12 protein-coding genes are annotated in these 24,705 nt (G+C 45.6%); 10 read left to right on the forward strand and 2 right to left on the reverse strand.

Features of this window, described 5'->3' with window-relative positions; all coding sequences use genetic code 11:
* Nucleotides 1-261: 261 nt before the first annotated feature.
* The 6 genes from ACL934_RS01340 to ACL934_RS01365 all read left to right on the forward strand — a co-directional run bounded on the left by ACL934_RS01340 (nucleotide 262) and on the right by ACL934_RS01365 (nucleotide 20,149).
* The gene (locus ACL934_RS01340) at nucleotides 262-4,893 is read left to right on the forward strand and encodes a hypothetical protein (protein WP_374076956.1); all 4,632 of its coding nucleotides are present in this window, start codon (nucleotides 262-264) and stop codon (nucleotides 4,891-4,893) included.
* Complete coding sequence (locus tag ACL934_RS01345; protein WP_374076957.1) at nucleotides 4,880-10,108, forward strand: fibronectin type III domain-containing protein; 5,229 nt, start codon at nucleotides 4,880-4,882, stop codon at nucleotides 10,106-10,108. Before ACL934_RS01340 ends, ACL934_RS01345 begins: the two co-directional genes overlap by 14 nt.
* Nucleotides 10,109-10,188: 80 nt before the next feature.
* Nucleotides 10,189-16,290, forward strand: coding sequence for a hypothetical protein (locus tag ACL934_RS01350; protein ID WP_413612951.1), 6,102 nt, complete (start codon nucleotides 10,189-10,191; stop codon nucleotides 16,288-16,290).
* Nucleotides 16,291-16,329: 39 nt separating this feature from the next.
* Nucleotides 16,330-17,511, forward strand: coding sequence for a hypothetical protein (locus tag ACL934_RS01355; protein ID WP_374076961.1), 1,182 nt, complete (start codon nucleotides 16,330-16,332; stop codon nucleotides 17,509-17,511).
* A 2-nt stretch (nucleotides 17,512-17,513) separates the two neighbouring features.
* A complete protein-coding gene (locus tag ACL934_RS01360; protein ID WP_374076963.1) occupies nucleotides 17,514-18,920 on the forward strand; it encodes a vWA domain-containing protein in 1,407 nt (468 codons plus the stop codon).
* Entirely contained in the window at nucleotides 18,920-20,149 is a 1,230-nt protein-coding gene (locus ACL934_RS01365) for a hypothetical protein (protein ID WP_374076965.1), read from the forward strand. Before ACL934_RS01360 ends, ACL934_RS01365 begins: the two co-directional genes overlap by 1 nt.
* Here the strand turns inward: ACL934_RS01365 and ACL934_RS01370 are convergent.
* Nucleotides 20,144-20,593 carry a hypothetical protein gene (locus ACL934_RS01370; RefSeq protein ID WP_374076967.1) on the reverse strand — a complete coding sequence of 150 codons (450 nt, stop codon included), beginning with the start codon at nucleotides 20,591-20,593 and terminating at the stop codon, nucleotides 20,144-20,146. The two genes, ACL934_RS01365 and ACL934_RS01370, sit on opposite strands and share 6 nt — an antisense overlap.
* 160 nt (nucleotides 20,594-20,753) lie before the next feature.
* Here ACL934_RS01370 and ACL934_RS01375 point away from each other — a divergent pair, with 160 nt between their 5' ends.
* Together ACL934_RS01375 and ACL934_RS01380 are read left to right on the forward strand one after the other, a co-directional pair.
* Nucleotides 20,754-21,563, forward strand: a complete 810-nt coding sequence (locus ACL934_RS01375; RefSeq protein WP_374076969.1) for a motility protein A — start codon at nucleotides 20,754-20,756, stop codon at nucleotides 21,561-21,563.
* Between the two features lies 1 nt (nucleotide 21,564).
* Entirely contained in the window at nucleotides 21,565-22,533 is a 969-nt protein-coding gene (locus ACL934_RS01380; protein ID WP_374076971.1) for a flagellar motor protein MotB, read from the forward strand.
* On the opposite strand, the gene ACL934_RS01385 is transcribed toward ACL934_RS01380, so the two are convergent.
* Entirely contained in the window at nucleotides 22,527-23,141 is a 615-nt protein-coding gene (locus ACL934_RS01385) for a hypothetical protein (RefSeq protein ID WP_374076973.1), read from the reverse strand. The genes ACL934_RS01380 and ACL934_RS01385 overlap by 7 nt on opposite strands.
* Before the next feature lie 79 nt (nucleotides 23,142-23,220).
* On the opposite strand from ACL934_RS01385, the gene ACL934_RS01390 reads away from it, so the two are divergent.
* Nucleotides 23,221-24,111 (forward strand): tetratricopeptide repeat protein, encoded by an 891-nt coding sequence (locus tag ACL934_RS01390; protein WP_374076974.1) that lies wholly within the window; start codon nucleotides 23,221-23,223, stop codon nucleotides 24,109-24,111.
* A complete protein-coding gene (locus tag ACL934_RS01395; RefSeq protein ID WP_374076976.1) occupies nucleotides 24,111-24,701 on the forward strand; it encodes a hypothetical protein in 591 nt (196 codons plus the stop codon). Before ACL934_RS01390 ends, ACL934_RS01395 begins: the two co-directional genes overlap by 1 nt.
* Nucleotides 24,702-24,705: the final 4 nt, after the last annotated feature.

Raw genomic sequence — 24,705 nt, forward strand, 5'->3', positions numbered from 1 at the left:
AATTCTCGGCGGAACATGTTTACACGATTGTGGAATTTCAATTTGTGTTCCGCTAATTGTTCTTAGTGACTCAGTGATCGTTTTGCATTTCAGCGAAGAAATCTCTGCTTTCAAATATAAGTGATTCCTACGGAAAATTTTTGCAACCACTTTGGTACGAAAGACTAGCGAAATTGCGGAACACCTAGACTGTACCAATCAGCGACCGAAAACGCTGTTTAATTCCATACATACGCACCGATCTATATACTGATGATACGTATGAAATGGATTTTAACACTACTGCTGCTCGTTTCTGGGATGTATTTAGTTTCTTGCGCCAAGGCTGGATTGCAAGGAACCACACTTCCATCTAAATTCAACGGACTCACTACTGCGGTCGCCATTTCGCCGACAACGGTGCAATTGTCGTGGTCACTTCAAGCGCGATTTAAAGAATATCGAATCTATCGTAAGGGCTTTAATACTCCTGTAAAAACAGAAACTTTTGCAACGACGTCGGTCACAGGTTTGGCGGCTGACACATTCTATGAATTTTCTGTCACAGGTGTTGATGCGGCGACAGAGGAAGAATTTGGTTTTGATAATTTTGTTACTGTAAAAACGATGTCGAATTTTTCGGGCATTCCTTCTTCGGGATTGTCAGCTCAGGCCAACGGCGCCGTTGAAGTGAACTGGGTTAAAAATGGTGACGGAGTTACGTACAAAATCTACACGAAACGCGAAAGCGACGCGTGGGATTTAACAACGCCGACAGATATCGTGACAGACAAAGCTATCACGTCGGTGAATTCATTAGCGAGTGGTGCGAAATATTGTTTCTGGGTCATGGCAAGCTACAAAGACGATTCTTTTGAGCCAGTCAACATGAGCGAAGCCTATTTGAACTCAAAAGCACCATGCGTTTTGGTTCAGTCACAATTGACGAACTTGCCAACGGTGCGCATGAATTCAGCCTTCATCGGAAACTTCCCTTGGTTTTGGACTGAAGGGGGAGACTCTACTTACAAAACGGAGATCTTTGAGCGTTTCACTGACATTCGTTTGGCAACGGTGAATGGCAATGACTATTTCCGTTCGATCATTCCAATTTCTCCGGGCTCAAAGAATATTTACGCGAAGGTCTCTGGTTCTGGCGGCAACGTCACTATCGTCGACGTGCAATTGGAAGGTCAGGCGAGCGTAAAAAAACCGATGGTCAGAGCGTTAGAAGGCTCCGGCGCAAAAGCTCCTCTGATTCCACGTCTTGTGGGTGGTGGGCTTGGTATGCAAGAGCTGGGTGCTCGTATGCAAGTCGGAGATTTTAACTGTGATGGAATTAAGGACGTTGCGATTGCAGCTCCGCGTGCCACACCTTATGTTAGTGATCGTCATTATGAGGCAGGTGGTGCCGTTGTTATTTATTACGGATACGATGCGCCTCCGGGATTTGATGAGCAGGGAAATCCGATTGATCCACTTCCGACTTTGAAAACGGATGTTGAACCAAGTGCGGATGCATCATTCCCAGATCCACAACTTGTTTATTATACTGAGATGGCGACGAACTCACGCTTTGGTACGCGTTTGTCAGTTGGAAACGTGAATGGCGATTGCTTCAGCCGTTACACAGATCTTGCGGACCCTAAAGCCAATCGTGTGGGACTTTGTGATGACTTATTCACACCGGCTTCGCCACCAGCCAATATCAATAAAATTAAAAAGATTTTTACGTGCGATGACTTGGCGGTTCAGACCAGTGAAGGCTCTGTCTTTGTTGTGTTCGGAGATCCAGTTAAGGGACTTGTCACGGGTGCGGGCGGTAACGCTTACGGTTTGAATGAAACAACATGCGACCCGACATCATTTAAATGTCGTCCGGCGAAGTACAAGGATTCTACGACAAACCTTGTTCACGGGATTGTTTTTGGTGATTATAACAATGATGGATTTGACGATCTGGCCGTGACGATTGAAACCAATGTGGCGCCAGTAAAAAGGCAGATTCAAATTCTCCGTGGAGACCGTTTTGGTCTTTATCCAAGCACACATGCGAAGAGCCACGCTGTCATTGATGCCGAAACTCTTCCGGGAGGCAGTCTTACAGACGGAAGTTTCGCCGCTCTCAGTGTTCTACAAGACTTCGGTGGCGCTGTCGGTACAGCCTTTAATTCCCGTATCTGTGAAAACGGTGGCGGGTATGTTTATCGCACAAGCCCTGCGCCGAAAAACAAAGGATATGATTTCAATAAGTGTGACGATTTGGTGATTGGTGTTCCTGCCCGTGCGGCGGGACGTGGTTCTATCTTGGCTTGTAAAGGTCAGCAAGACACCGTGGGTACTGATTTGCAAAGAATCGTCGGATGGGACTGTATGGAGTCTTATCCAGATTTAACAAGTCCGGCGAGTCCCGAAGCCACTCATGTGACTCTTAAAGGTTATGGTTCGAGTATTTTAGGTATTCCGAATCAGAATGGTTATCCTCTGACTAACATCATTGGAACGGTGACGACAACTCCGGATATCGCTGGAGCCGTTTTCGTTGGAGCTCCAACATCGACCGTCAATGGAAATGCGAATGCCGGAGCTGTGTTTGGTTATTACATCACGCCTCGGTCGACGGATGCGACGACGGGCGGGATCATGGGAATTTTGACTCCGCTTCAAGAGATCCATGCCGTCAACGCCGTTGCATGTAATTCACGAAACTCGAATGTAAATACCGGAACTCTTTATCACTGTGATCATCAAATGATTCACACAAGCCCGGCTGAGGCAGGAGTTCAATTTGGTTATGCTTTAGGAACTTTGGATGATATTGAGTCCGTGTCTCGTGGTCTTCCTTCATTTGCGGTCTCTGCTCCTTATAGAACAGTAGCAAGCAGTGACGGTAAGAAACAGATTTCCAGCCATGGGGTTGTGTATCTTTATAAACCTGACGTTTCTTCCTTGGGTTATGAAGGTGCTACACGTATTGATTCGCCTCAGCTTTCAGATAACGTCAGTGAAGGTTGTACGTCGAGTTGTACTTGGTACAGCGGTGGCGTGAATCCATTTGGTGCCTCCATTGTATATGCCAAAGATTTGAGTGTGGGTTCTTTATTTGGATATGGCGGTTTGGCAGGTGCGGACTTCAATGGAGACGGTGCGGGGGACCTCATTATCGGAGCGCCTTATCATTCTTCTCCGGCTTATTACAATGGTGCAGCCTTTATCTTTAACTCCACGGGTTCGTTTGCGTCTTCTGTTACAACTCCGAATAAAACTCTCAATGTCAACTTCAGTAAAGAGCTGAACTATCGTTTTGAGAGAGCGAAAGTGATTGGGGATCTTAACGGCGACGGTTACGACGACGTTGTTGCTCACATCGCCGTTGCGAACACTGTTGAGCTTGTCGTGTATTACGGAAGTTCAAACGGTCTTGTTGTTTCACCTGATCCTGTGCGCATCCCGGCGACTGCTCTGGATCCTCTTAAACTTGTTGTTGATCTTGATCCAAGTTTTGGAAAAGAGTTCTACCGAATCGGTAGCGTCAACGGTGATGCCTATGACGATATTTTGATTATTGGTAGCGCTGCAACTTACATCTACTACGGATCTTCAAGTGGTGTCGTTTTCGGAAATGCGCCGTCTTTGGCTCCCGTGGGCCAAAATGCTTTGAAGTTTGCAATTCCTGGTACGGATGTTGTGACCTTCCATCAGCAGGATGCGACTATGGGGCAAAATCCTGCGTCGACATTAAAGGTCTCGAACTACAGTCCTTCCAATCGCGCGGTCGCTTATGGTGATTTCAATAAAGATGGCTACAGCGACTTTGCGATTGCGACAGATACAGCAGAAACTCCTCAAGCGGATGTGATTCCTGCGGGTATGAATTTTACGGCGGCTAATAAAGGTCGTATCTACGTATTCTATGGTTCGAACATTGGTCCACAAACCGATCGCAGCACGGGAACTGTGAAGCTCACGGGATCGGGCACGGATATTCGTGTTAAAGTTCAAGATCCATGTACAGACGCCACTCCGAAAGTATGTTCCGTGCAAATGCTCGCTTCACCGGATGTCGGTGTGCAGTTTGGTTGGAGTCTTGCGGGTTTAGGATCTATTGATAAACTTGCAGGTGACGAATACGACGAAATGGTTGTCGGAGATCCGCTCTATGCTTCAAGCAAAGGACGTATCTATCTTTATAAAGGTACTACGAAGGGACTTAACTACACTTCAACGCAGAAGATTGATCCTTCTGCTGCCGCAGAAAAATTCGGATACGACGTGGTTTCTACAGGAGACTTAAATGGCGATGGTCTTAATGACATCGTTGTTTCAGCTCCGGCAGTTTCAAAAGTCTATGCCTTCTACGCGGCCCAAGTGGGAACGACGTACGCTTTCTATGGCGGTGGAACGCTGGCTGCGACCAATCTTTTCCCGGCAGGAGCTTTGGCGGAAAATACATTACACGCGGTTTCTACAGAGCCGAAGCCTCAGCGTCTTTTGGGAGCACCTAATTACTTCACAGCGACGGATTACTTCGGTTGGGGAGTGGTTGCTTTAGGTGACATCAACAACGACGGATACAACGACATTGCGATCAATATTCCTGGTAAGGATTACGATCTCGAGGAAGTATTGGAAGACACAGGTGCCGTGGTTATTTACTACGGCGGACCTCTTGGCGTTAAGATCACATCGGCTCCATCGACAACACCACGTTGTTATGGTGGATCAGATCCAGTCTGTGAACCGATTCTGATCTATCTGCCTTCAAGATCTGCATTTGAAGGTTCGTATTTATCTAGTTCTGCGAGTGGAGATATCAACGGCGACGGAGTTGCCGACTTGCTTATGGCTTCGCCAGGTCGAGGTCATCCATCAGGAAAAGCATTTGCTACAGGAGTGGTTTATGTACTTTATTAAAAAAATATCACTCGCCGTACTTTTAGTTTCTTTGTTCTTCGTGTCTGCATGTACGGAGAAAGTTGAAACAGGAAGTCTTCTTAAAGACTTCTCGGGACTTGATGGTATCGAAGTTTTATCTCCGACAGCCGTGAGAGTCTATTGGACGAACCACGTTCGTTACCGTGAATACAAAGTCTATTACAATCTTTCACAGGATCCTTTGGAAACGACTTCGTTTGGTGAAGTTATTATTCGTAATCTTGCGCCAAACACTGCTTATACATTCAAAGTCGTGGCGACGGACGGCTCTAACACCGTCGGTGGAAATAGGGAGTTGCAAGTGACAACGATGACTCCGTTTACGGGAGTTGAAGCTGTTACGAAAGATGCCGACGACAATCTCATTTTAACTTGGAGTTATCCTAATAAAGTTACTGAGTACCAGGTTTTCTATAAAAAATATGAAGACCCTACAGCGGCAAATACAAATTCGTGGGCGGATGTGAATGTAACGGCGGTGGACACTCGTTATCTCTTTAGAGGTTTGGAAGGTTCAACACGTTATCATTTCGTCGTACAAGTAAAGTATTTGGATGGCACTTATGAACGTCCAACAAAAGTGGTGACGGCGTCGACGAAAGCTGGATTCCCTTTACCCACTTATGAGTTGAGTCCGATTTCAATTGGTTCACTTCCGTATGCCAAAGTCACTCCAGTGACAAATGCGGATTATAAAAATGAATTCTACACGAGCCGCGTTTATAAGGGCACTACTCCAGTATCGGACCCTCTGGTCGGAGCAGGAACAATCGTATTTTCTTCCTCTGCAAATTTGCCTTTGGGTAAAGTAGAAGATCTGTCAGTTCATGTGAATTACAATGATGGCGTTAAAAATGAAACACTCATTTTTGATAATTTGAGCACGTACATTAAAGGGATTCCAGGCGTTCAAGAGACTCCTCCTGTGGCGGCCTTGGATTCCGGTGTGGCTTTCTTAGGTGAAGCCATGTCTTCTGGAGATTTCAATTGTGATGGTTATCCCGATCTTGCGGTTGGTTTGCCGAGTGTCTCTATTGCAAGTTTGGGAGTGAAAGAAGAATCTGCCGGTGCGGTTTATATTTATTATTCTTATAAGCCAACAGGGGCCACGAATTTTACTTTAAAAACAAGCCCTGCGCCTTCGAGAAATCCGGTGAATCCCGGTCAAGATCCTCAAGTTATCACATTTGAAGATTTGTCAGACAGAGCCAAATTCGGAAAGTCTCTTTCGGGTCAGGGAAATCTCAACGGCGATTCTTTGTTAGGTAAAGCCTGCGAAGACTTGGTGGTGGGTGCTCCTGGGCACATTATGACGCCGAGTTACCGTCAGGGAGCGGCCTTCGTTTTCTTCGGAAGCCCTCAAGGTCTGAAAGCCCCAGATCGTATCAAAGATATGCAGCAAAACGTTGAAACATGTAACGGTCTCTCTGAGGGAGCGACTTGTTCTGCGGTGATGTTGTGGCCGAATATGGCGCTTTATCCAGGTTCTCACTTTGACAATGCAAATAGGACGCAAATTTCTGAACCACAATTTGGATTCGCGGTTTCTTTTATTGGCGACTTTAATGCTGATGGTTACGACGATCTTGCTGTGGGAGCTCCTACTGGAGACTACGATGGTGTAGTAGCCCCTGCTCTTGTCGGCGATGCCAAGTACGAGGTTCGTACTGGATATGTCGCTATGTACTTTGGATCAAAGAGTGGTCTTGGATACGAAACACCTCTGGCGTCATCGACGATCACTTCGGCTGATTTGAAATTCCGTTTCTTAAAAGTTTATGCTCCTGTTCCGCACACGGGTGCCTTGTTCGGATATTCCATTGCCGGAGGAGCTGACGTTGATGGTAAGTATCGTGTTCGTCGTTCTGACAATAAACTTGTGGGCGGCGCAGATATGATCATTGGCTCGCCAGGATTCCGTTATCCCCAAGCAAGTGCGGCAAACTATAAATCAAAGTTGAAACCAACCGGGGCTTGTACGCCTGATACTTGCGGATCTATGCCTGCGGGAAGTGGTGCTGACGATGGTGGTTGGGGAAATAGCACGACAAGTTTTCCAAGTGGAACGAATTATTACGGTTTCACGATGAACGGTTCGACGACGACTGTTGGAAGTGCGCCGGGTGCTGCCTTCTTGTATTTTGGCCGCGGCGCTACTTTGGCTGAAGCTGCTTCTGTAGAAGTACCTTCACGCAATACATTCTGGAAATGTGGCCGTCGTAATATGGACCCTCTTTATCATTTTTCTTGTATGGCCGCGCCGACAAGCATGCGTATTTTATTCCCGCGCAGTTACCATAAATTGGTTGATGGAAAAGCTCTGACAAGCCCTGGCTTCGGTACGTCTGTGGCGTTGGTGGGAGACCCATCCTATTATGACAGTACAAATACAGCGATCACATCCAAGTCGGACTCCAATGGCGACGGTTGGGCTGAAGCTGTGGTGTCAGCGAGTTATTTAACGAATGGTGATAAGTCAAGTTCCGGTGGTTTGTGGGTTTTCTACGGCAACCAATGGAGACATTATTCTTACAACTCGTTCTATCAGTTGGATGCGACAACTCCGACGGATAAATCACTTGATTGGAATGATTCAACTTCTCGTTGTGATTCCTTCAATGCGCAAACCAACGCACAAAAACAAAAATGTGCACCGACTCTTCTTCGTTCGAATTCCATCAGTTCGAATTCATTGTTGGGATATTATCCTGAAGGCATTGCCGTCGGTGATGTGACGGGCGACGGTTTGAAAGATGTCATTGTTGGTGCGATAGGAGATAAGACCCGCGCCACAAATTCAGGAGCTGTCTTTGCATTCACGAGTTTGTCAGGGACTGGTTTAACTTCCAACTTCTTGCACTTCTATAATACGAATGCGCAGGCGAATGATTACTTGGGTAGATCAGTAGCTGTTGGAAACTTTGACGGCGATTTCCTGGGTGTTTTACCTTTGAACGACGTCTTTACCGGAGCTTATCTTGATAAGTCGACGAAGCTAGGAGGAGGAGCCGCTTACGGTTTCTATAGTGGAGGGCAGCCACTGTCTTCTGTGAACTCCGTTCCTTCCGCCAAGGTCAGTGATACTTTAGCGAGTCCGCAAAACCTTGGTTATGATTCGATTCGCTTGGTGGGAGATATCAACAGAGACGGGTATGCCGATGCCGTAGGTAAAATTTCTCGTCCTTCTGCCAACAGTACAACTTATACGACGGATGCAGTGGTGTTTTACGGATCACGCATTGGTTTGATTACGACGTCGTTCTGTAAAGTAAATATGGACCGCGTCTTCAAAGCGGGTCAAGCAAGTGAACTGAAGTGCTATCCATCGACAACACCTGCGCAAGGTGTGACATTGGATGATATTGCTTTGCCTCAATTGATTTCAAAACCAACGAATATGTCGCCGGGTTGGGCGCAAAGAACATTCGGAATTGGTGATGCCAACGGCGATGGATTTGGTGACGTTGCTTTTGTTGACTATGCAACAAGTGGACAAATCGTTGCTTACTATGGTTCTCGTGGTGGATTGCAAGCAGTCAACAATCCTCAATGGTTACCAGCTTATGGTGATCCACAAATTATCTCAAAACGTTGGGCAGGAATGTCGTCAACGGATACCGATCCTTTGGATGATCTTGATCCGGTCTACAGAGAAATCGTGAATTTCGGAGACTTCAACGGTGACGGAATTTCCGACATCGTGATCTCAAATCCGACAGCAGCTTCATTCTTTACGATGAACAAGGGAGCAGGCACTGTTCAAGAGAGCAATACTCCCAATGGTGTGAATGTGGGTGCGGGAACAGGTTGGCAGTGTGAACCGGAAGCTTCGACGGACTGTACGACAGGTAAAGCTGCTGAAGATATGGGACGTGTGTGGATTTATTATGGATCTACGACGGGTATTCAAACGCCGAAAATCAAAGGTTACACCAACACGACTTATCCCGATGAACCGACTGTCTTAGCGACATTGGCTTCTTCAAGTGCGACACATATGATTGATACTTACGGAACTGAAGGTGCGGCGCCGGCGAGTCAGGCTTGCAGTGGACCGCCTTCAAATTCTTGTAAGATGGAATATCTCTACAGCCCTCTTGTTAGAAACATCAACTATGGTTACGAACGAATGAGACACTGGTTCGGAGCAAGTGTGACAACAATGGACGTGGACAAAGACGGCTTTGATGATCTTCTTGTTTCAGCTCCAGGGTGGGAAGATATCTCGTGCCTTTATGAGGACGAGGCGACAAGCCGTACAAATTACGGTCGTGTTTTCATCTATAAAGGAAGTGCAAACGGTCTCATCGCGACAACCAGAGACGGCTACTACAACAATGCAGACGCCGGAGGTTCTTGCGCGAGCGACACCCTTTTCCAATTGGATGATCAGACTTTGGATGTCGACGGTCTTGCGGGAACAGTGCGTGCGTTGATGCCGCCCATTGCTGATAGCACTCTTTATTTGAATAGAAGCCGTCGTCTTTTCGGTTGGAAACTTTCAACAGCCGGAGATCTCAACAACGATGGTTATGAAGATTTGCTTGTTTCGGCTCCTTTAGAAACGCCGAAAGTCGGTTTGGATTCTGCTGGTATTGGATATGTCTATTATGGTCCTCTTTGCGGAACTGATAATACGACAGCGATGTGGGAATACTTGGGCGACAACATGAATAAGCAGTTTGAGTTCAGCAATCCGAATTATCCTGCAACGCCAAGACCACAATGTCTTCGTGCGAATGGCACTTCGAAGCCTGCGCCAATGCCGTTCTATACATGGGACGCCCGCGCTTCTGATTACACGGGCTTTTCAATCCTGAGTGGACGTTCAGGAAAAGCAGACTTCAACGGTGACGGATTCGACGACGTTATTCTGGGAGCGCCAGGATGGGACGATCAGGTGACATCAAATACCTCAATAGGTCGTGGTATTGCCTTCTTCGGATCTGCGGGCGGTTTGCACACAGAAGATTATCCGGACTCCGTTGTTGTGACTGATGCGCAAGGAAAAGTGAAACCGTTTATTATCACTCCGACCGACACGGAAGTGTCTCCGTATTTCTTCTTTATGAATACGTCAACGGGTGACATCAACGGTGATGGCACGATGGATATCATGGTTCCTTCATTCCGACACGATGGTTATGACCCGGTGAAGGGTATCAATATGGGCACGATCTTTATGTTGTATTAGTGGGGCGTTTTTTGGGGGACACAAAGATGATGTTTAGAATACTGATTGCTATACTCTGCATAGCCTTCTTAGGAGGCTGTTTGGAGGAGAAGGGGTCGACAAGTGAAATTGTCATTCCTCCGGGCGGTCTTATTCAGCTCGATCTTTCTGTCGTCAACGTGGTTTCAGAAAAGAAGTACTCTCTTTACTTGATGCAACGTTTGGACACCAGCGTTCTAGTGGATACGAAAGTTGAACTGGACACCGATGTCAAAGCCGATTTCTTCCGTCGTATTTTGCCGAAAGCATTCGTGCCTCAAGGACCTCTCGTTACGAAAGTGACGATGGATTACCGCGGGACTCCTTGGTTTGCGATGTTATTTCCGGAGATGGTCATTAAGCCCACTCTGGAAACAACGTTGGTTTATAATCTTCTGTCGAACTATCCAGGGCGTAGTTTAGGCAGTTACACCTATGAAGAAGTGACGGCCATTCAAAATGAAATCGTGCGCATTAAAGCGGAAAGAATGGCGCTTTTTGGAATTCCTGAAAATTTCAATCCTGATCATCTCTATGTGTTTTTGCGCAATGGTCTGTCAGCGTCTGTGCAGTTCCTGACTTTCCTGAAGCAGTTCAATATTAATTTCGATTTTGATTCCAATGCAGACATTATTTCTGGGCCACTTCCATTTAACGTATTAAATCGTCCTCCGGTTATTGACGAAAAAGCGACGACCAAGCTGATTCAACAACGCGTGCAAGAGGAAAAGAGTCTTGAGGTTAAGGCCACGGCCCGCGATCCTGATTCCGATCAGGTGTTCTATGCGTGGATGCTTGAAGGTCAGTTAATTACAGCGGAAGAAGGTGTTGTTCGATGGATTCCTTCTTACGACCATGGCCGAGTCGCTCCTTATACGATCAGCGTTCTTGTTTCTGACGGAGGAAAAATCACTCGTGTCGATTGGCCAGTTCTGGTTGAGAACGTGAATCGTCGTCCCACTTTCGCTCACAATTGTGATTTGAAAGCGATAGAAGGAGTGGAATGGGTTTGTCGAGTCAGTTTCAGCGATCCTGATGGCGAGGCTGTCAACGTCAAAACGGAAGCGATTGATGGCTCAAATCCTCTCTATCTGAATGGTCAATCAGCGCCTGTGCAAATTTCCGGACAGAACTCTGTCGAAATACGCTGGACGCCCAACAATGAAGATGCGAAAAAACGCTCGGCGAGTATTATTCTGGAATTAGTCGATGCATCGTTTGGTCTGACGCTGGCAAGCCTTAATGTCACGGTTGATGATAACAACGTTTCTCCGATTATGTTGGGTGGAATAAATACGGATGCGAGTGGAGCTATTGAGTACGACTATTGTGCTCAGGCGGATCCCGATGGGCTTGCACCTTATAAGTTCTATCTGGATTTTCAAGATCCTAATAACGTAGGATCGAATCCGGCGGTTCCGGCGGATGAAATTATTGTCACGACTTCAGGAACTCTGAATTCCAATATCAAACTTCTTACGACGGAAACGTTCGTCGATCGCGTGCGATACAGTTATGAGTGGAGACCGACTCATGCTCTAAAAACGGGAACGTTTATTGTCAGCCTTAAAGACAATCACGGAGGCGTGACTCCACTTATTACACTTAATTTGACTTCTTCGGATCGTAATACGGTTCCGTGTTTGGTGGCAGCTAGCGGAGTGACAGCAGCGACAACCTCTGTGAATGATCAGAATCCGCAAACATTCTCTGTGTCGGATCGCGATAGTGATCCTCTTTTTATCGAGCTTGCTAACTTCAGCAATCTTGACCATCTGAAATTCTTGGAAGATTGCAATACGGCTCAACCGATCGCAATTAAGAGAAATATTGCGAGAACTATACCGACATACAGAAAAAATGCGTCGTCGCTCTGTATTCGCCACTATTTTTCGTCTAATGGCCCCGGCTCGGGCATTGCTGGTCACGTTTTGTTCACTCGTACGGAAGACACGGCCAATCGCACGATTCCAAAAGACCTCACGTTAACTTCAAATCTCGCAGGGTATTTGATGCAGTTTAAGACTGCGGTTGCTGTCACGGTCGAACCCGGAGATCTTGATATTTATGTTCCTGTCTATGTAGTGAATAGAACGGCGGCGGCAAATACTCTCACGGTTCTTGATTATACGACTCGTGAAGTAACGTCCGATCCTATTGATACGAACATTCAAGTTCGCAATGATAGCTCTATTACTGAAAAGGGCATGGTTACTTTTTATCGGTCAACGGCCAATGCTTCGGCGATTATATTAGGCAAAGGTTTGACCATTAAAACGGCGGGCAACCCTAGTTTTGAGTTTGAACTTCCTGACAATTTCACTTTCCCGGCAAGTGCTTCTGCAACATTGCAAACTCTCACTGTTCCTGTTTGGAAAAAAGCTCTTACAATTCCAACTGGAACTTCGTTGACAATATCGTCGCAGCCCGGTGGCCCGGTAATGACGGCTACGTCTGTCGTGGGCTTGGGTGATACGAATGATATCGAACTGCAAGTAGGAAAGTCTCAGCAAGAATTTAGAACTTATAATGTGAGAGCTATCGACGGCGCAAGACCCGCTGTAAATACAATCAATATTTTTCATAGTACAAAACCGGCTGAAGCGGCTAACCTGACGGTCACGAATCCCACAGTCTTTTATCATGAAGGTAAGTTAAAATTCACACGACCTAGTGGTGGGACTGCGTTTACTTTGCCTGCGGGTTTCGTTTTACGTACGGCAAATTACACGAAGTACGAACTTGTGGATGCACTTTCCTTTACGACGTCGGATCTTACAAAGACCGTATGGGTTCGTCGTATAAATAACATCGGCTTGACGACGACAACACCGTACGTGCAAGAACGACTTGTTCGCCACAACTTTAATGACTTAAACAATGCCTCTCGACTGGTGACTTCGTCAGTGATTCAAGCTTACGAGGGAGTTCCTTTTACCGGCGGAGTCATGGAGTTCAATGACAACGCTGAAGAGATTCCAAGTCCTTTGTATCAAGTGGATAACTATTGGTATCCGAAAGATAAGTATGATTATCACAGCTTCTCTTTTACGAATGCAGGACCGGTTCCCGCAGCTGGATTTGGAGCGTTTAAGTTTTGCCGAGAGCCGGGTGCTTTTGCTGCAACTCCTTGTACGGCATGTACGACGTCACCTCCTCCAGCGGGTTGGAAAGAGTACTACAAAAGTAGTCGCTGTTATTTAAGATACAATCCTAACGTCAATGATCTCTCGGGATCATTTACAATCAAGGCAACGTTACGTGAGCATTGGCCATACAGCACCGCAACGGCAGCAACGACAGTCAATATCACGTTCAACTATATCGAGAACAATGATGCTCCAAAAATCACAAACAGTTCGTTTGCGGTTTACGGAGGCGGCGTCGGTAGCACGCACACGAATCCGATCACGCTAGGTGATTTTAGTGAAGGTGTTGCGGGTCTATATAATATCTATGTAACGGACGAAAATAAGGGCGAAGAGCTGCGCACTGTGAACTTCGAAATGGACCCGCAAGTTTACGATTTGAAAACTTCCACATGGCGTCCGATTCCTCCAGGCTTGAGAGTCGACGTTGAAACTCGTAACCACACGGCTCTTTTCGGAAGTAAGACAACGGCGAAGATTACTTGGACGCCAACAGATGAAGAAGCGAAAAAGTTCTCTGGCACTTCGGGCTTCGTTATTAAAATGCGTGTGTACGACGCGAAAACGACACCTAATATTCAGCAACAAACTTTTGGATATTATAAAGTCACTTTGACAAATAAAAATCAGGTGCCGTCTATTGGAGCCTTGGCGCCAGACAATAAATTTAGAATTTATGCTGACACTTACTTCAGCAAAGAGTTCTATCTCTACGACGGTGACGCCTTTACTCCGGATGGTGGAACGTTTGCGACGAAGTTGACTCTTTGTCGTGATTCCAACTCCAATCCCATTCAACATCCTACTTTGGATAGCGGCTCGGCCGATCCATTTATCTGTCATGCGAAAACACCGACATGGGCGCAGGAAATCGCGACTTATGATGCGGGCTACTTAAACAATAGAACTCTGCCAAGCTGTGCTCCGGGAGGAGTATTAAATCAGGATCTGGCAATTCCAAAACTTTCGCCTGTGGGCGCGCCCGAGCTGGACGGGGCATTGAGCCGACAAAAATATATTATAGAGTGGTGTCCTCAGCGTGGACACATCGGTGAACATTCGGCAGAAATTTTTGTTAACGATAACGGTGACACAAATCGTGATGGGCTTTCGTTGGCCCGTGCGATCAGTGCGTCGCCATTGCGCTTTACGATTGTTGCTCCGGTATTTTTGGTGAGCCCACGAAATGATGTGAATGGAAATCCAGTTCATCATATGCAGCAAACCGCTGCGAATATGGCTGCAAATCCATTCCGCTATGAGATGATTGTTAATAACTCTCAAGGCAACAAGCTAGAGTATTCGTTGTTAACGTCTCCTCGTGACTGTGCTTTGCCCAATGGAATGTGCATTGATAAAGATAAAGGTATCATCACATGGAATCCTTCTTATCCAAGTGACGTGACTCCTGATGGCGGTGACGGTCATTTGGTGCGAGTGCGTGTTCGCGACACAGTGACAGGTGATGTGGATACGGCGCATTTTAATTTGAAAGTTCAGAATCCTCTTTCTCCTTACGAAGAAGCGCCAACGATCGACTCTTCTCTTCCGGCGGGAACTGACATCTTGGTGGCTGAAAAACAATCATTGACCCTTTCTGTGAGTGCTTCAGATATTAACACCAACGATCAGCTGTTCTATCGCTGGTACATCAATGGCGTTTTGAAATCTGATGAAGGATCAAGTTTTGTCTTTAAGCCGACGGACACGGACGGATCTTTGGATCCTGATGGAGCAGGTCCTTTGAAAGTCGGAGAATTTAAAATTCGCGTAGAAGTGACAGACGGAAACTATATTGTTTCGCGCGGTTGGAATGCACGTATTCGTAATACATTCCTGCTTGGGGAAACAATGTTTGATCTTACGGCTTCCCGACCAGAAAGTGCGCCGTCGCAATTACCTTATGATTTGAATTGGCTGCTAGAAGCTCCGGTCTCTTCGCAAGTCGGAAGCGATTCTATGGATCGTTTGATTATTTCCGGAACTTATAAAATCGGTGTCTTTACGAAACATTTCCTTTGGGATTTGTTGATGTTAAATGGTGCGATTAATAAACCTAATGGTTCCTTGGTAAATCCGCCTTGGAATTTCATGGAAGACTTGCCATGGCAGGGAACCACGAAGTCAGACCGCTTGGCTATCACGCAAAGTGGAACGTCATACAATATCTTAATCACTTCTAAAGCTGCCCGCGGAGGACCTTTTGGGGAAACGACGGAAGCATTGCGCATTCCTGGCGGAGATCTCACAGGGCTTTCACTGAGTACAAACAATAAGTGTATTGGGGAATGTCCTGAACAGCTTTACACGAGTGCCACATTCTCGGATGATCGTTTGACGGAATCAATGGATTCTCTCTACGTGTTCTATGCTTCAGACAATCGCGACAAACTTTTCTATGATCCATTAACCCCAGCAAGTCCTACGACGATTTACAACTTCGGTGCGAATGCGAAGATTTCGGGAATGAAGTTAAATCGTTCCATAAATCGTCTGTACGTAACAACTCAACAAACTTCGCCATCCATTTCACATACAGTGTGGGTCTTTAATGTCACGCCGGTACTTTCCGGAAGCGTTCCGACTTTGGTAGCGCAACTCGCGATTTTTGACGGCGTGGGAGGACACGAAGACTGTAAACCGACGGACGTGGTTGTGGATGCGTCAACGAATCGTGTGTTTATTCTTCTTACTGGAACAGGCGGATTGGCGACATTCCCAGACAGCAGTTCAACAACACCGACAGTGGGACAAATTCAGTTTATCGGTGTGAATGAAATCAGTAGCTCGCCGTTTGATATTCCTGGAGCTGGACGTCGCTTGATCGTCCGGGAAGAGGATCGTCTTGTTATCGGCACAATGCGAGACTCAAATCAGGTCTTCACTGTCGACATGGATAGTTTTGCTGTTTACACAAATTCGACTCAGGATCCGATTGATAGTCTTGTCTCCTATCCTTCAGGACAGCTTGTTCTCGTGAGCCGAAGCAAGGGCCGAATTTACAAAGCGAAGTAGTTTGAGATTGTTCTTTCTAATAGGGCCTCATAAAATAAAGTGGTGAGGCCTTTCCCATTTTTTCTTCTTAGTTTATTCATCAGTGTTGTCGCCTGGGGAAATCCCCTGACGGATACAAGTTTTCTTAAAAAAAGCGCCGTTCCCATTCGTAGAATGCTGGATGATATCGCCGTGATTCCCAATAATCCTCGCGTGAAAGTGGGGGAACTTGTTGTGATCGTGCGTGCCTCTGAAGATAACATCGAGGTCATAGCACGTGGAGCAGTTTCCAATATTCAGAACAACGAACTTCTCGTTGAGATAGATCCCAAATCCATCACAAAATTTCCGAAAGCCAAAGATTTCATTGTGAGTTTAGCGCGCTTAAGCGAAAAGAAATACGAAGAGAATTTTGAGCAACCTCCATCAAGTGTTGTTCCGGACGAGCCAGATCCTTATGAGCCCGGTTACATTCAGTTGGATTTCGGACCCAATCAAGGAAAACTCGACAGTCAGTCGCCAAACACTGCGAATCAATACAAATCCTATCAGTTCAATTACATGAACACGCGCCTGCTTTGGTATTTCGACTTTGTGTGGCGCTATGGAATTGAGTATGAAACTTCCGGAGGAACAGTTCCTGTCAAAGGTTACAATCGGGAAGAGAAGCCAACGAAATACACGGAAACAACGTTGTCTATTCACTATCGCATATTGCCTGTTTGGAAGGAGTTGCGTCCGACGTTGAAACTGGTTTCTAAAAGCACGTCATTCACTACGGAAAATGACGACGAATATGTTTTAAGCTCCAACACGTCGGGATTAGGTTTGGGAGTAAACTTTCATTACTTGTTTAATGAAAATCTTTTGCAGTCAGAAAAAGGCTTCGCGTGGTCTTTTAACAAAGCTTATATCGATCTTGTCTATTTTCCTTCTTATAGCGCCAAAGACAGTGGTGTCACTCGGGGAGAGAGTTCTACGGGAAATGCGCTAGAACTTAAAGTCGGTGCGACGTTTTTGTTTCATATCAATGCCATTCCTTTTTTGAAACGATACTCCTTAGATCTCAGCGCAGGCATGAGTCAAAGTCAGTTCTCTTTTAGTGGAGCGCCGACAAATCCGAGTGAAGTGTTAACGCCTGTACCTGAAGGTGGAACGTACAAAGAGAACCAGAACTTCGTAAAGATCATGATCGGCTTAAGAATGGACGATTATGTCGGAAAACTTTTGAAACCGAGATAACGATGAAAAGAATTCTTCTGTTGTCATTGATAGTAGCTTTTAGTGTCTCCTCCTTCGCGAATGAGTTGGACGACAATTGGAAACCGGAAGGTGTCACGAAGCTTAAGGCCGAGGACATGCTTGATGAGATGGATTTTGATCCGAATAAGGTCAAAGCCAACGAAGCGGCGGAGGTCGGAGCTGAAGAGTTGAAAGAAACGGTTCCTCCTTTGGTGGAGTATATCATTGATAGCTCTGGTTCCATGGGGCAAATCCTGCATGGGAAAAAAACCAAAATTTACGTACTCAAAAAAGTTCTTAGCAAATATCTCTTAGCCCAATGGTCAGAGAAAAGCGCCAGTGGTATGCGAGTTTTTGGTTCCCGTCGCAAGAGAGATTGCCGCGATAATTATTTGGCCATCGAGCCTGCTGCTTCCAAACTTGGTGCTATCGAAGGAATTGTGAAGGGGTTGGAACCCGTCGGAATGACTCCTTTAGCCTTCTCTTTAAAAGACGCTTACAACGACTTGAAAGACTATAAAGGTCCTAAACGTATTGTTCTTTTTACGGATGGTGAAGAGACCTGTGGGCAAGATCCATGTAAGATGGTCGACGAAGTTAAAAAGATGGCCGTCGATATTAAGTTCTTCGTTGTGGCCTTCGGTCTGAAGGATCAAATAGACACACTTAAAAAACTCAGTTGCATCGGTGATATGAATCAAGCAGATGATGAGCAGAAATTAGATGAGCTGTTTCAGGACCTCGACAAGAAACTCAATCCTAACAAAAATCTTTTTGTTGAAAGTCCCGAACCTCGCGCCACGGTTTTTGTATTTAAGGCCGAGTCTCCCAACGTGATCTATCGTAAGTTTCAAGCCAGTACAGGCATCGAGGTTCCTCCCGGACGTTATCTTGCTATCGTCAATATTAAACCGAAGTATAAGTTTTCAGAGTTTGTGGTGCCTCCGCATAAAAAAGTGACCTTAAAAGTTCGTGGCAATGGATACTTTAAAGCTGATTTTGTTCAAAAGCTGATGAAGATTGAACTTCTGGATAAGAACAAGAAGGTCGTTAAAAAGTTCACGAGTGACGAACGTGTGAGCTTGCCCCAAGGCCGTTGGAGTATTCGATTTTATCGCGAGCCTTTTTACGAGAAAGTTATTGATAACTATTTAATTGTTCCTAATGCGGAATATATCTACAACATCGAGGAAGCCGGAGTGGCTTATGTCGAAGATCCACAGGTCAAGGGTGTGTATGTCTATGATGGACGTTTTGCTTTGATGGGGAATCATCTGACGAATTTTCCATTGGTGTTGGGTAAAGGCGTTTACGAAATCAAAGTAGATGAAAAGTGTATTTTCAAAGACGTCATCATGGGTTCCAATAAAGAAATCGTAAAACTTAACTGTGATAAGGTGAAAAAATAATGGCTCCGCGAATTAGCAAAATACCCTTATTTATTAAAGTCCCGGTGATCCTTGCGATTCTTCTGACATTTGTTTTGATATTCACCATCGTTTTTGAAAATGTTCCTGAGGAGAAAGAAAAACTTCTTCAGTGCAAAGTCACAAAAGAAGGCGAGCTCAAAGGAAGTGAAAAACCAGGAAGTATGGTCACGCATGTGTTTCGGAATGCAGAGGGATCGTTCTTGGCCGGAACTTTGAATGCTCAAAAGGACACGTGGACTGTCAGTAAACTTCTTTTTGCTCCCGATTTCACGCCGTATCTTGAATCCATCAGTAGCAAAGAGAATTATTTAGCTGCCATCGGTGACACGGATTATGAACTGGCTGGATCGTTTGAAGATTGGGCTTTGATTCGAACAAAGCAGGGACGCCTGTTTTCTCTGCAAATCAAAGACGGAAAAATTTCGCCAAAGAGTTCCTTGGGATTGTGCGGAGCCTCTTGGGAGGACGAAGCCAAGGTGGCGCGACTGAATAATCGTGTCAGTGTCATTTGGGATTCAAAAGGCCGTCTGGGTTTTTATGATCTCACTAGAATTCCGGAATTAGTTCCTCGCGAAGTACCGCGGTCGCCGGACACTTACATGGGTGTTGAGACCGGGAATGTTCTCAATGTTGAACAGTGTGGTGCGCCGTTTTCGAACACAAAAGCCAGTGTGAGAATCGGTTCCGGAGTTTTGGCCTATTCCTCAGGTGAAAGTCGAAATATCTCTGTCTATGAAGTCGGCACCGAGCAGTTGAGTTTAACTCCTTTAAATTTGGATTTTAAGTTGGAACAGTTCTCTGACTTTTTTGTGACGCCGAATTCTTACATTGGATTTAAGACAAGCAATTGGTTGGATCGCAATGAACGTTGGAACTTGCGCCCTCTGCATCAAGACACGGCTGTGAAGGAAGTGGGCATTGGTTCGCCTCTGGGTGTGCAAAGAGATTATACAGCCTTTGACGAAAAGCCTGCGGCTTCATTCTGGATCGCTGAAAAATGGAAGAAGTGGCAATTTGCCAATCGTTATATTCTGACTCATGTAAATATTGATGGAACGAAGAAGAACTTTGAGTTGGAAGACGGCGTGGCTCAGAAAGCTTTGACGGAAAAAGGTCTTTGGAGAATCTTGCCGGGCCATCGACACCTGTTCATTTCCAACAAGGCCGATAGCGCTTCGAAATACTCCTTGGTGGAGTGTCCTTTATAAGAAATCGTGTTGAACTTCGGCAGCACCTTTGATGGATTCTCGATAAGGTGTGCTGTTGTGAGACGTTTCCCAGTAAGCAGGGGCTGTTGTCGCAGGGCTCGTGTTGTTGGATGTTTCTACTGGACTTGAATCCTTCAAACGCACGACTTTTTGCGCAAGGTAAGTAAGTTGCGTTTTTGCAATATCCAATTCGCGTCGCATTTTTTGTTCAGCTTCGATCGATTTATTCCAAAGAACATAAATGCCTTGCACTTCTTTGCGAGCAGAGTCCAAAGACTCCTCTGAAATTCTAAGTTTGCTTTTAAAGCTTTGAATTTCACTCTGTGCATTCTGCAATGCTTTCGTGAGCTTTGAATCTTCTTTAAGGCGATTGGCCTCTCGGTAGATAAGAAAAGCTTCAACCGCGCAGATCAAAACAAATACACCGGTTAGTAGGTCGATCATAGGCACATCCTTGTTCCTAAAGATCATAGTAGCAGAGTTACGGAACAGCTTTTTAACGAGAGTTGCGGAACACTCGCAAATCCCTGCCAAAGTACAGTTTAGGGATGAGACAGATCTTACGAAAACAAGATTGGTATAAAAAGCATGTTTCGGAGGAACTATGAATTTCGCCGGTTTGTTCGGTATATTGGCAGCAGTTGTTATCGCAGGCTATGCAATCATGGATTCAGCAAAGAATCCTAAGATCTTCGCAGATCCCCACGGGATTATTCTCGTTATCGGGGGTACGATCACAGTGGCGTTGTTGAGCTTTAACTTTAAGAGCCTATGGACCGCGCTAAAAATCGTGACACGCAAAATGTTAGGACGCGAAAGAGTGAATTATCTTGGCACCATTGAGACAATTGTCGAGATTTCTGAAGCCTATCGCCGCGATCCTAAAAGCGTCAATGCGGTTATCAAGTCTGACACTCATCCGTTTATTAAAGACGGCGTGCAATTGCTTGTTGAATACGGTTTTAGCTACGAAGAACTGGCGGATGTATTGACGAATTCCCTTCGTGGTAAAAAGAAACGTGATGATGAAGAAATCAAAGTTTGGCATACGATTTCACGCTTCCCACCAGCATTCGGTCTCTTGGGTGCGACATTGGGTATGATCTCATTGCTGCAAACATTGGGTGAACCTGGTGCTCAAGATCGTATCGGTCCTGCCATGGCAACCGCTCTGGTAGCGACTTTCTACGGTCTCGTTGTTGCCAACTTGTTCCTTATTCCTATCAGCGAAAAGCTACAAACGGTTTCAAAAGCGGATGTGACTTTGCGTGAAATCATCAAAGAGGGAATTTTATTGGTTCACGAGAAAAAGCATCCATTGTTCATCAAAGAATACTTGAAATCATTCTTGTCTCCGGCGCAAAGAACGGACGACGATGCGGTTCGTGGAGATGCTGTAAAGAAGGCGGCGTAATATGAGTTCCAAGGGCGCTAAACGCAGCAGAATTCATTTGCAAGAGCATGAGCATGAAATGGCTCATGACGAATCCAACTGGCTTGTCAGCTATGCGGATATGATGACTCTATTGTTCGGGTTCTTCGTTTTGATGTACTCGATGTCCCGCTTTGACAATTCGAAGTTTGACTTGGTTAGAAAAGAGATCGCGCAGTATTTCGGCGGCAACGTTAAGACCGAAAGTGCAGTGCTTTTGGCAGAACAAAAGCTTATTAACATTCTTAAGGGCTCTGGCGAGATGAACGGTGTGGAAATTTCCCGCGGTCCCGAAGAAAATCAGTTGTTATTAAAATTCGATGGCGAGGTTCTATTTGAATCCGGCGCCGTTGAGGTGAAAGAACAGGCAAAACCTATTTTGCGTAAAGCTGTGAGTGCTCTTCGTTCTGTAGGCAGTCTCTCTAAAATCAATATCGAGGGTCATACCGATAACGATCCAATTCAAAGTGGTTACGTGAAATCGAATTGGGAACTTTCTTCTTTGCGCGCGGGCTCCGTGGTTCGCTACTTTGAAGAGAGCGGTCTGGACTCGAAGCTGATGTCAGCAGTGGGTTATGGGTCTTCTCGTCCTGTGGCTCCGAATGAAGATAAGACAGGCGTGGACATTCCGGCAAATAAGGCTCTCAACCGTCGTGTCGTTGTAGCGGTGACATTGGAAGATCCGGAAGCGGCTTATAAACTGCAACAAAAACAGTTTAAGAAACAGCTGACGAAAGAAGAAATTGAGCAACAGCAAAAAGAAGCCTCTTTGCAAGAGAAGATGAAGCTAGCACAGGTGCGCTTCGACGAAGCTCAAAAGAAGTTGCGTGTTCAGCAAGAGCAAAAGAAAAGAGAGATGCAGCTTCAAAAGCTAGAGCGTCAGATTCAAAGTCTGGAGAGCAAAGCGAAACAGTATGAGTCTGAAATCAAATCTGAAACGAAGACTCAGTAGTAAGAAGTTGTAAACGATAAGAAAAGACCAACGCCAGAGTAGCGCAGTCCATGATCACCTTGGGAGGCGCTGCCTTCGCGGGAAGCAAGTTCCACCGAAAGAAGGGCGTTGGGTTTTAACGGGTACTCGTAGCCCATTCCCAACATCACTTCATAAACCAAGGCACTAAACGCAAAGTTATTGTTCGAGTTGGTTTCGTCTGTTTTATTCAAGTTGAAATTCACAGGTGTGAAGCTCGCGAATGTATAGAAGCCTGGCTTAGATTTTTGAATCAAAGTGTCGTCAGGGCTGTTTTCATAGGCTGCGGAAAGTCCACGCAGATAATAATAACCACTCACACCAATACCTGAAATCGGGGTCACACCAAAGCTGCTTCCGACGTCCACAATGTAATGGACTCCCATACGAGAATTCATAGAGGGGAAATCCCATAGTACCGAGGGCTGCAATGTCATCATTGCGCCTAAGGCTTCGTTATTAACCAACTCTCCCGCAGAGACAGTCGTACTGAACATACCAAGCTTGGTACGAATAACTGGCGCTTGGAATTCACCAAACGCAAATTGCGGAACAGTTAGGGCTAGGACTAAGGTTAGTAAGTGTTTCATAAGTATATTCTTTTGAAAGCTTTCCCGAGAAACTGTAAGAAGTCAACTAACGCAGACTCTAGGATGGAGGATTCGGAAAATGTCTTTTTCTCGGCAACTCAAGTTGTTGTCTTGTTTACTTACTCCATTTGTTTTTGCATCTTGTGCAGGTAAATACGCCATCAAATCATATCCGTCAGGCGCAAAGGTTTATATCAAGGACGTGCAAAGCCAAGAGAAAAAACTTCTTGGTATTGCTCCTCTTTCTGTTCAAGAAGAATCAAAGCTGGGTGACGTTTTCTTTCTGATCTTTGAAAAACAAAACTATCGCACAAAAGAAGTGATGGTAAAAGTTAACGAAGGGGAAAGTCTTTCCGTGGCGACTCGTATGGACCCTTTGTCTGACGAAGAAAAGAAAGCCGAAGAACTCGCGCAAAACGAGGATAAAAAACAAGATCCTCAGCAGCCAAAACCAGAGGATAAAAACAAAAAACCTGAAGATAAAAAGATGGACGAACTGTTAGCTGAACTCGCGGATTTAAAACTGCGCGTGGCTCTTCTTGAAAACACAGCGTCTTTCACGAAAGATGCCTTGTTCTCTAATCGTCTTGCTGGAGGAATGCCAACAGCAGATCGAGATCGTGGTGACCGCGTGGTCGGTTTTATTTTCCAAGGTCAGCAACAGATCATGAAAGGTCAGTATGACAAAGCTTTGGAGCAAATCGACAAGGCTTTGCAGTTGGACGAATACTCTAACAATGCATGGCTTTTAAAAGGTTCGGTAAAGTACCTTCAAAAAGATTTCCAAGGAGCGAAGACTGCTTGGGAGAGATGTCTGAAACTTGATCCTTACAATAAAGTTGCGTATCAGTATTTATCAGACGTCTATAAAAAATTGAATTTACCGCCGTTGCCAACAACGGGTTCAGAGATGAGATATCCAGCTTCGACCGTGGAAATTGAAAAACGGAATGATAGAAGGATTCGTTGATGAAACTATTGGTACTTCTTTGCACGTTTCTGATGACTGCGCAAGCTCAGGCGTATCTCACATCCGATTGGGATGTGAGCTTGGGTATGACGTCTTTGAAGTACAAGTTTCGTGAGCTTGATGAATCTATTGAATCTTCCACTACTATCGAAGTGAATTACAGTATCTATCAACCCTCCGTGAATACGGCTATGACATTGTCATTTATGGAAATCGCGGGTGGTGGACCTCAACAACTTCCATTTACTCGGATCGCAGTGGGTGCTCGTTACTATCTATTTGGAATTAATGGGTTGCGCGTTGTGATGGACAGTCGCTCCGAAGCGCGAGTGTGGCGTCCGAGTCCTTTCGTCGCGGCCAACTTAGGCTTAAGTAATTTGTCAGTGGGGGAAAGTGCTGAAGAGTCTTTCAATGCTTCTTTGATTGATCTCAATGTGCGCGGTGGAGTCGAAGTGCCAATGCTTTCGGACTTATTATTGATCGGGCAAGTTTCGCTGGGATCGAGTATGGCTTCGGCAGGAAAAGAAGACGACTCTGTCACTTTTAATTACATCAATCTTTTTGCGGGCATCCGCTTTGTAGGATTTTGATTAA

The organism is Bdellovibrio sp. HCB-110 (genome assembly GCF_047323225.1).
Taxonomy (GTDB): domain Bacteria; phylum Bdellovibrionota; class Bdellovibrionia; order Bdellovibrionales; family Bdellovibrionaceae; genus Bdellovibrio.

Coding starts and splice junctions, on each gene's coding strand:
- ACL934_RS01380 (WP_374076971.1), top strand. CDS start 21,565: ATGAGTTCCAAGGGCGCTAAACGCAGCAGAATTCATTTGCAAGAGCAT.
- ACL934_RS01395 (WP_374076976.1), top strand. CDS start 24,111: ATGAAACTATTGGTACTTCTTTGCACGTTTCTGATGACTGCGCAAGCT.
- ACL934_RS01370 (WP_374076967.1), bottom strand. CDS start 20,593: ATGATCGACCTACTAACCGGTGTATTTGTTTTGATCTGCGCGGTTGAA.
- ACL934_RS01365 (WP_374076965.1), top strand. CDS start 18,920: ATGGCTCCGCGAATTAGCAAAATACCCTTATTTATTAAAGTCCCGGTG.
- ACL934_RS01360 (WP_374076963.1), top strand. CDS start 17,514: ATGAAAAGAATTCTTCTGTTGTCATTGATAGTAGCTTTTAGTGTCTCC.
- ACL934_RS01385 (WP_374076973.1), bottom strand. CDS start 23,141: ATGAAACACTTACTAACCTTAGTCCTAGCCCTAACTGTTCCGCAATTT.
- ACL934_RS01345 (WP_374076957.1), top strand. CDS start 4,880: ATGTACTTTATTAAAAAAATATCACTCGCCGTACTTTTAGTTTCTTTG.
- ACL934_RS01340 (WP_374076956.1), top strand. CDS start 262: ATGAAATGGATTTTAACACTACTGCTGCTCGTTTCTGGGATGTATTTA.
- ACL934_RS01390 (WP_374076974.1), top strand. CDS start 23,221: ATGTCTTTTTCTCGGCAACTCAAGTTGTTGTCTTGTTTACTTACTCCA.
- ACL934_RS01375 (WP_374076969.1), top strand. CDS start 20,754: ATGAATTTCGCCGGTTTGTTCGGTATATTGGCAGCAGTTGTTATCGCA.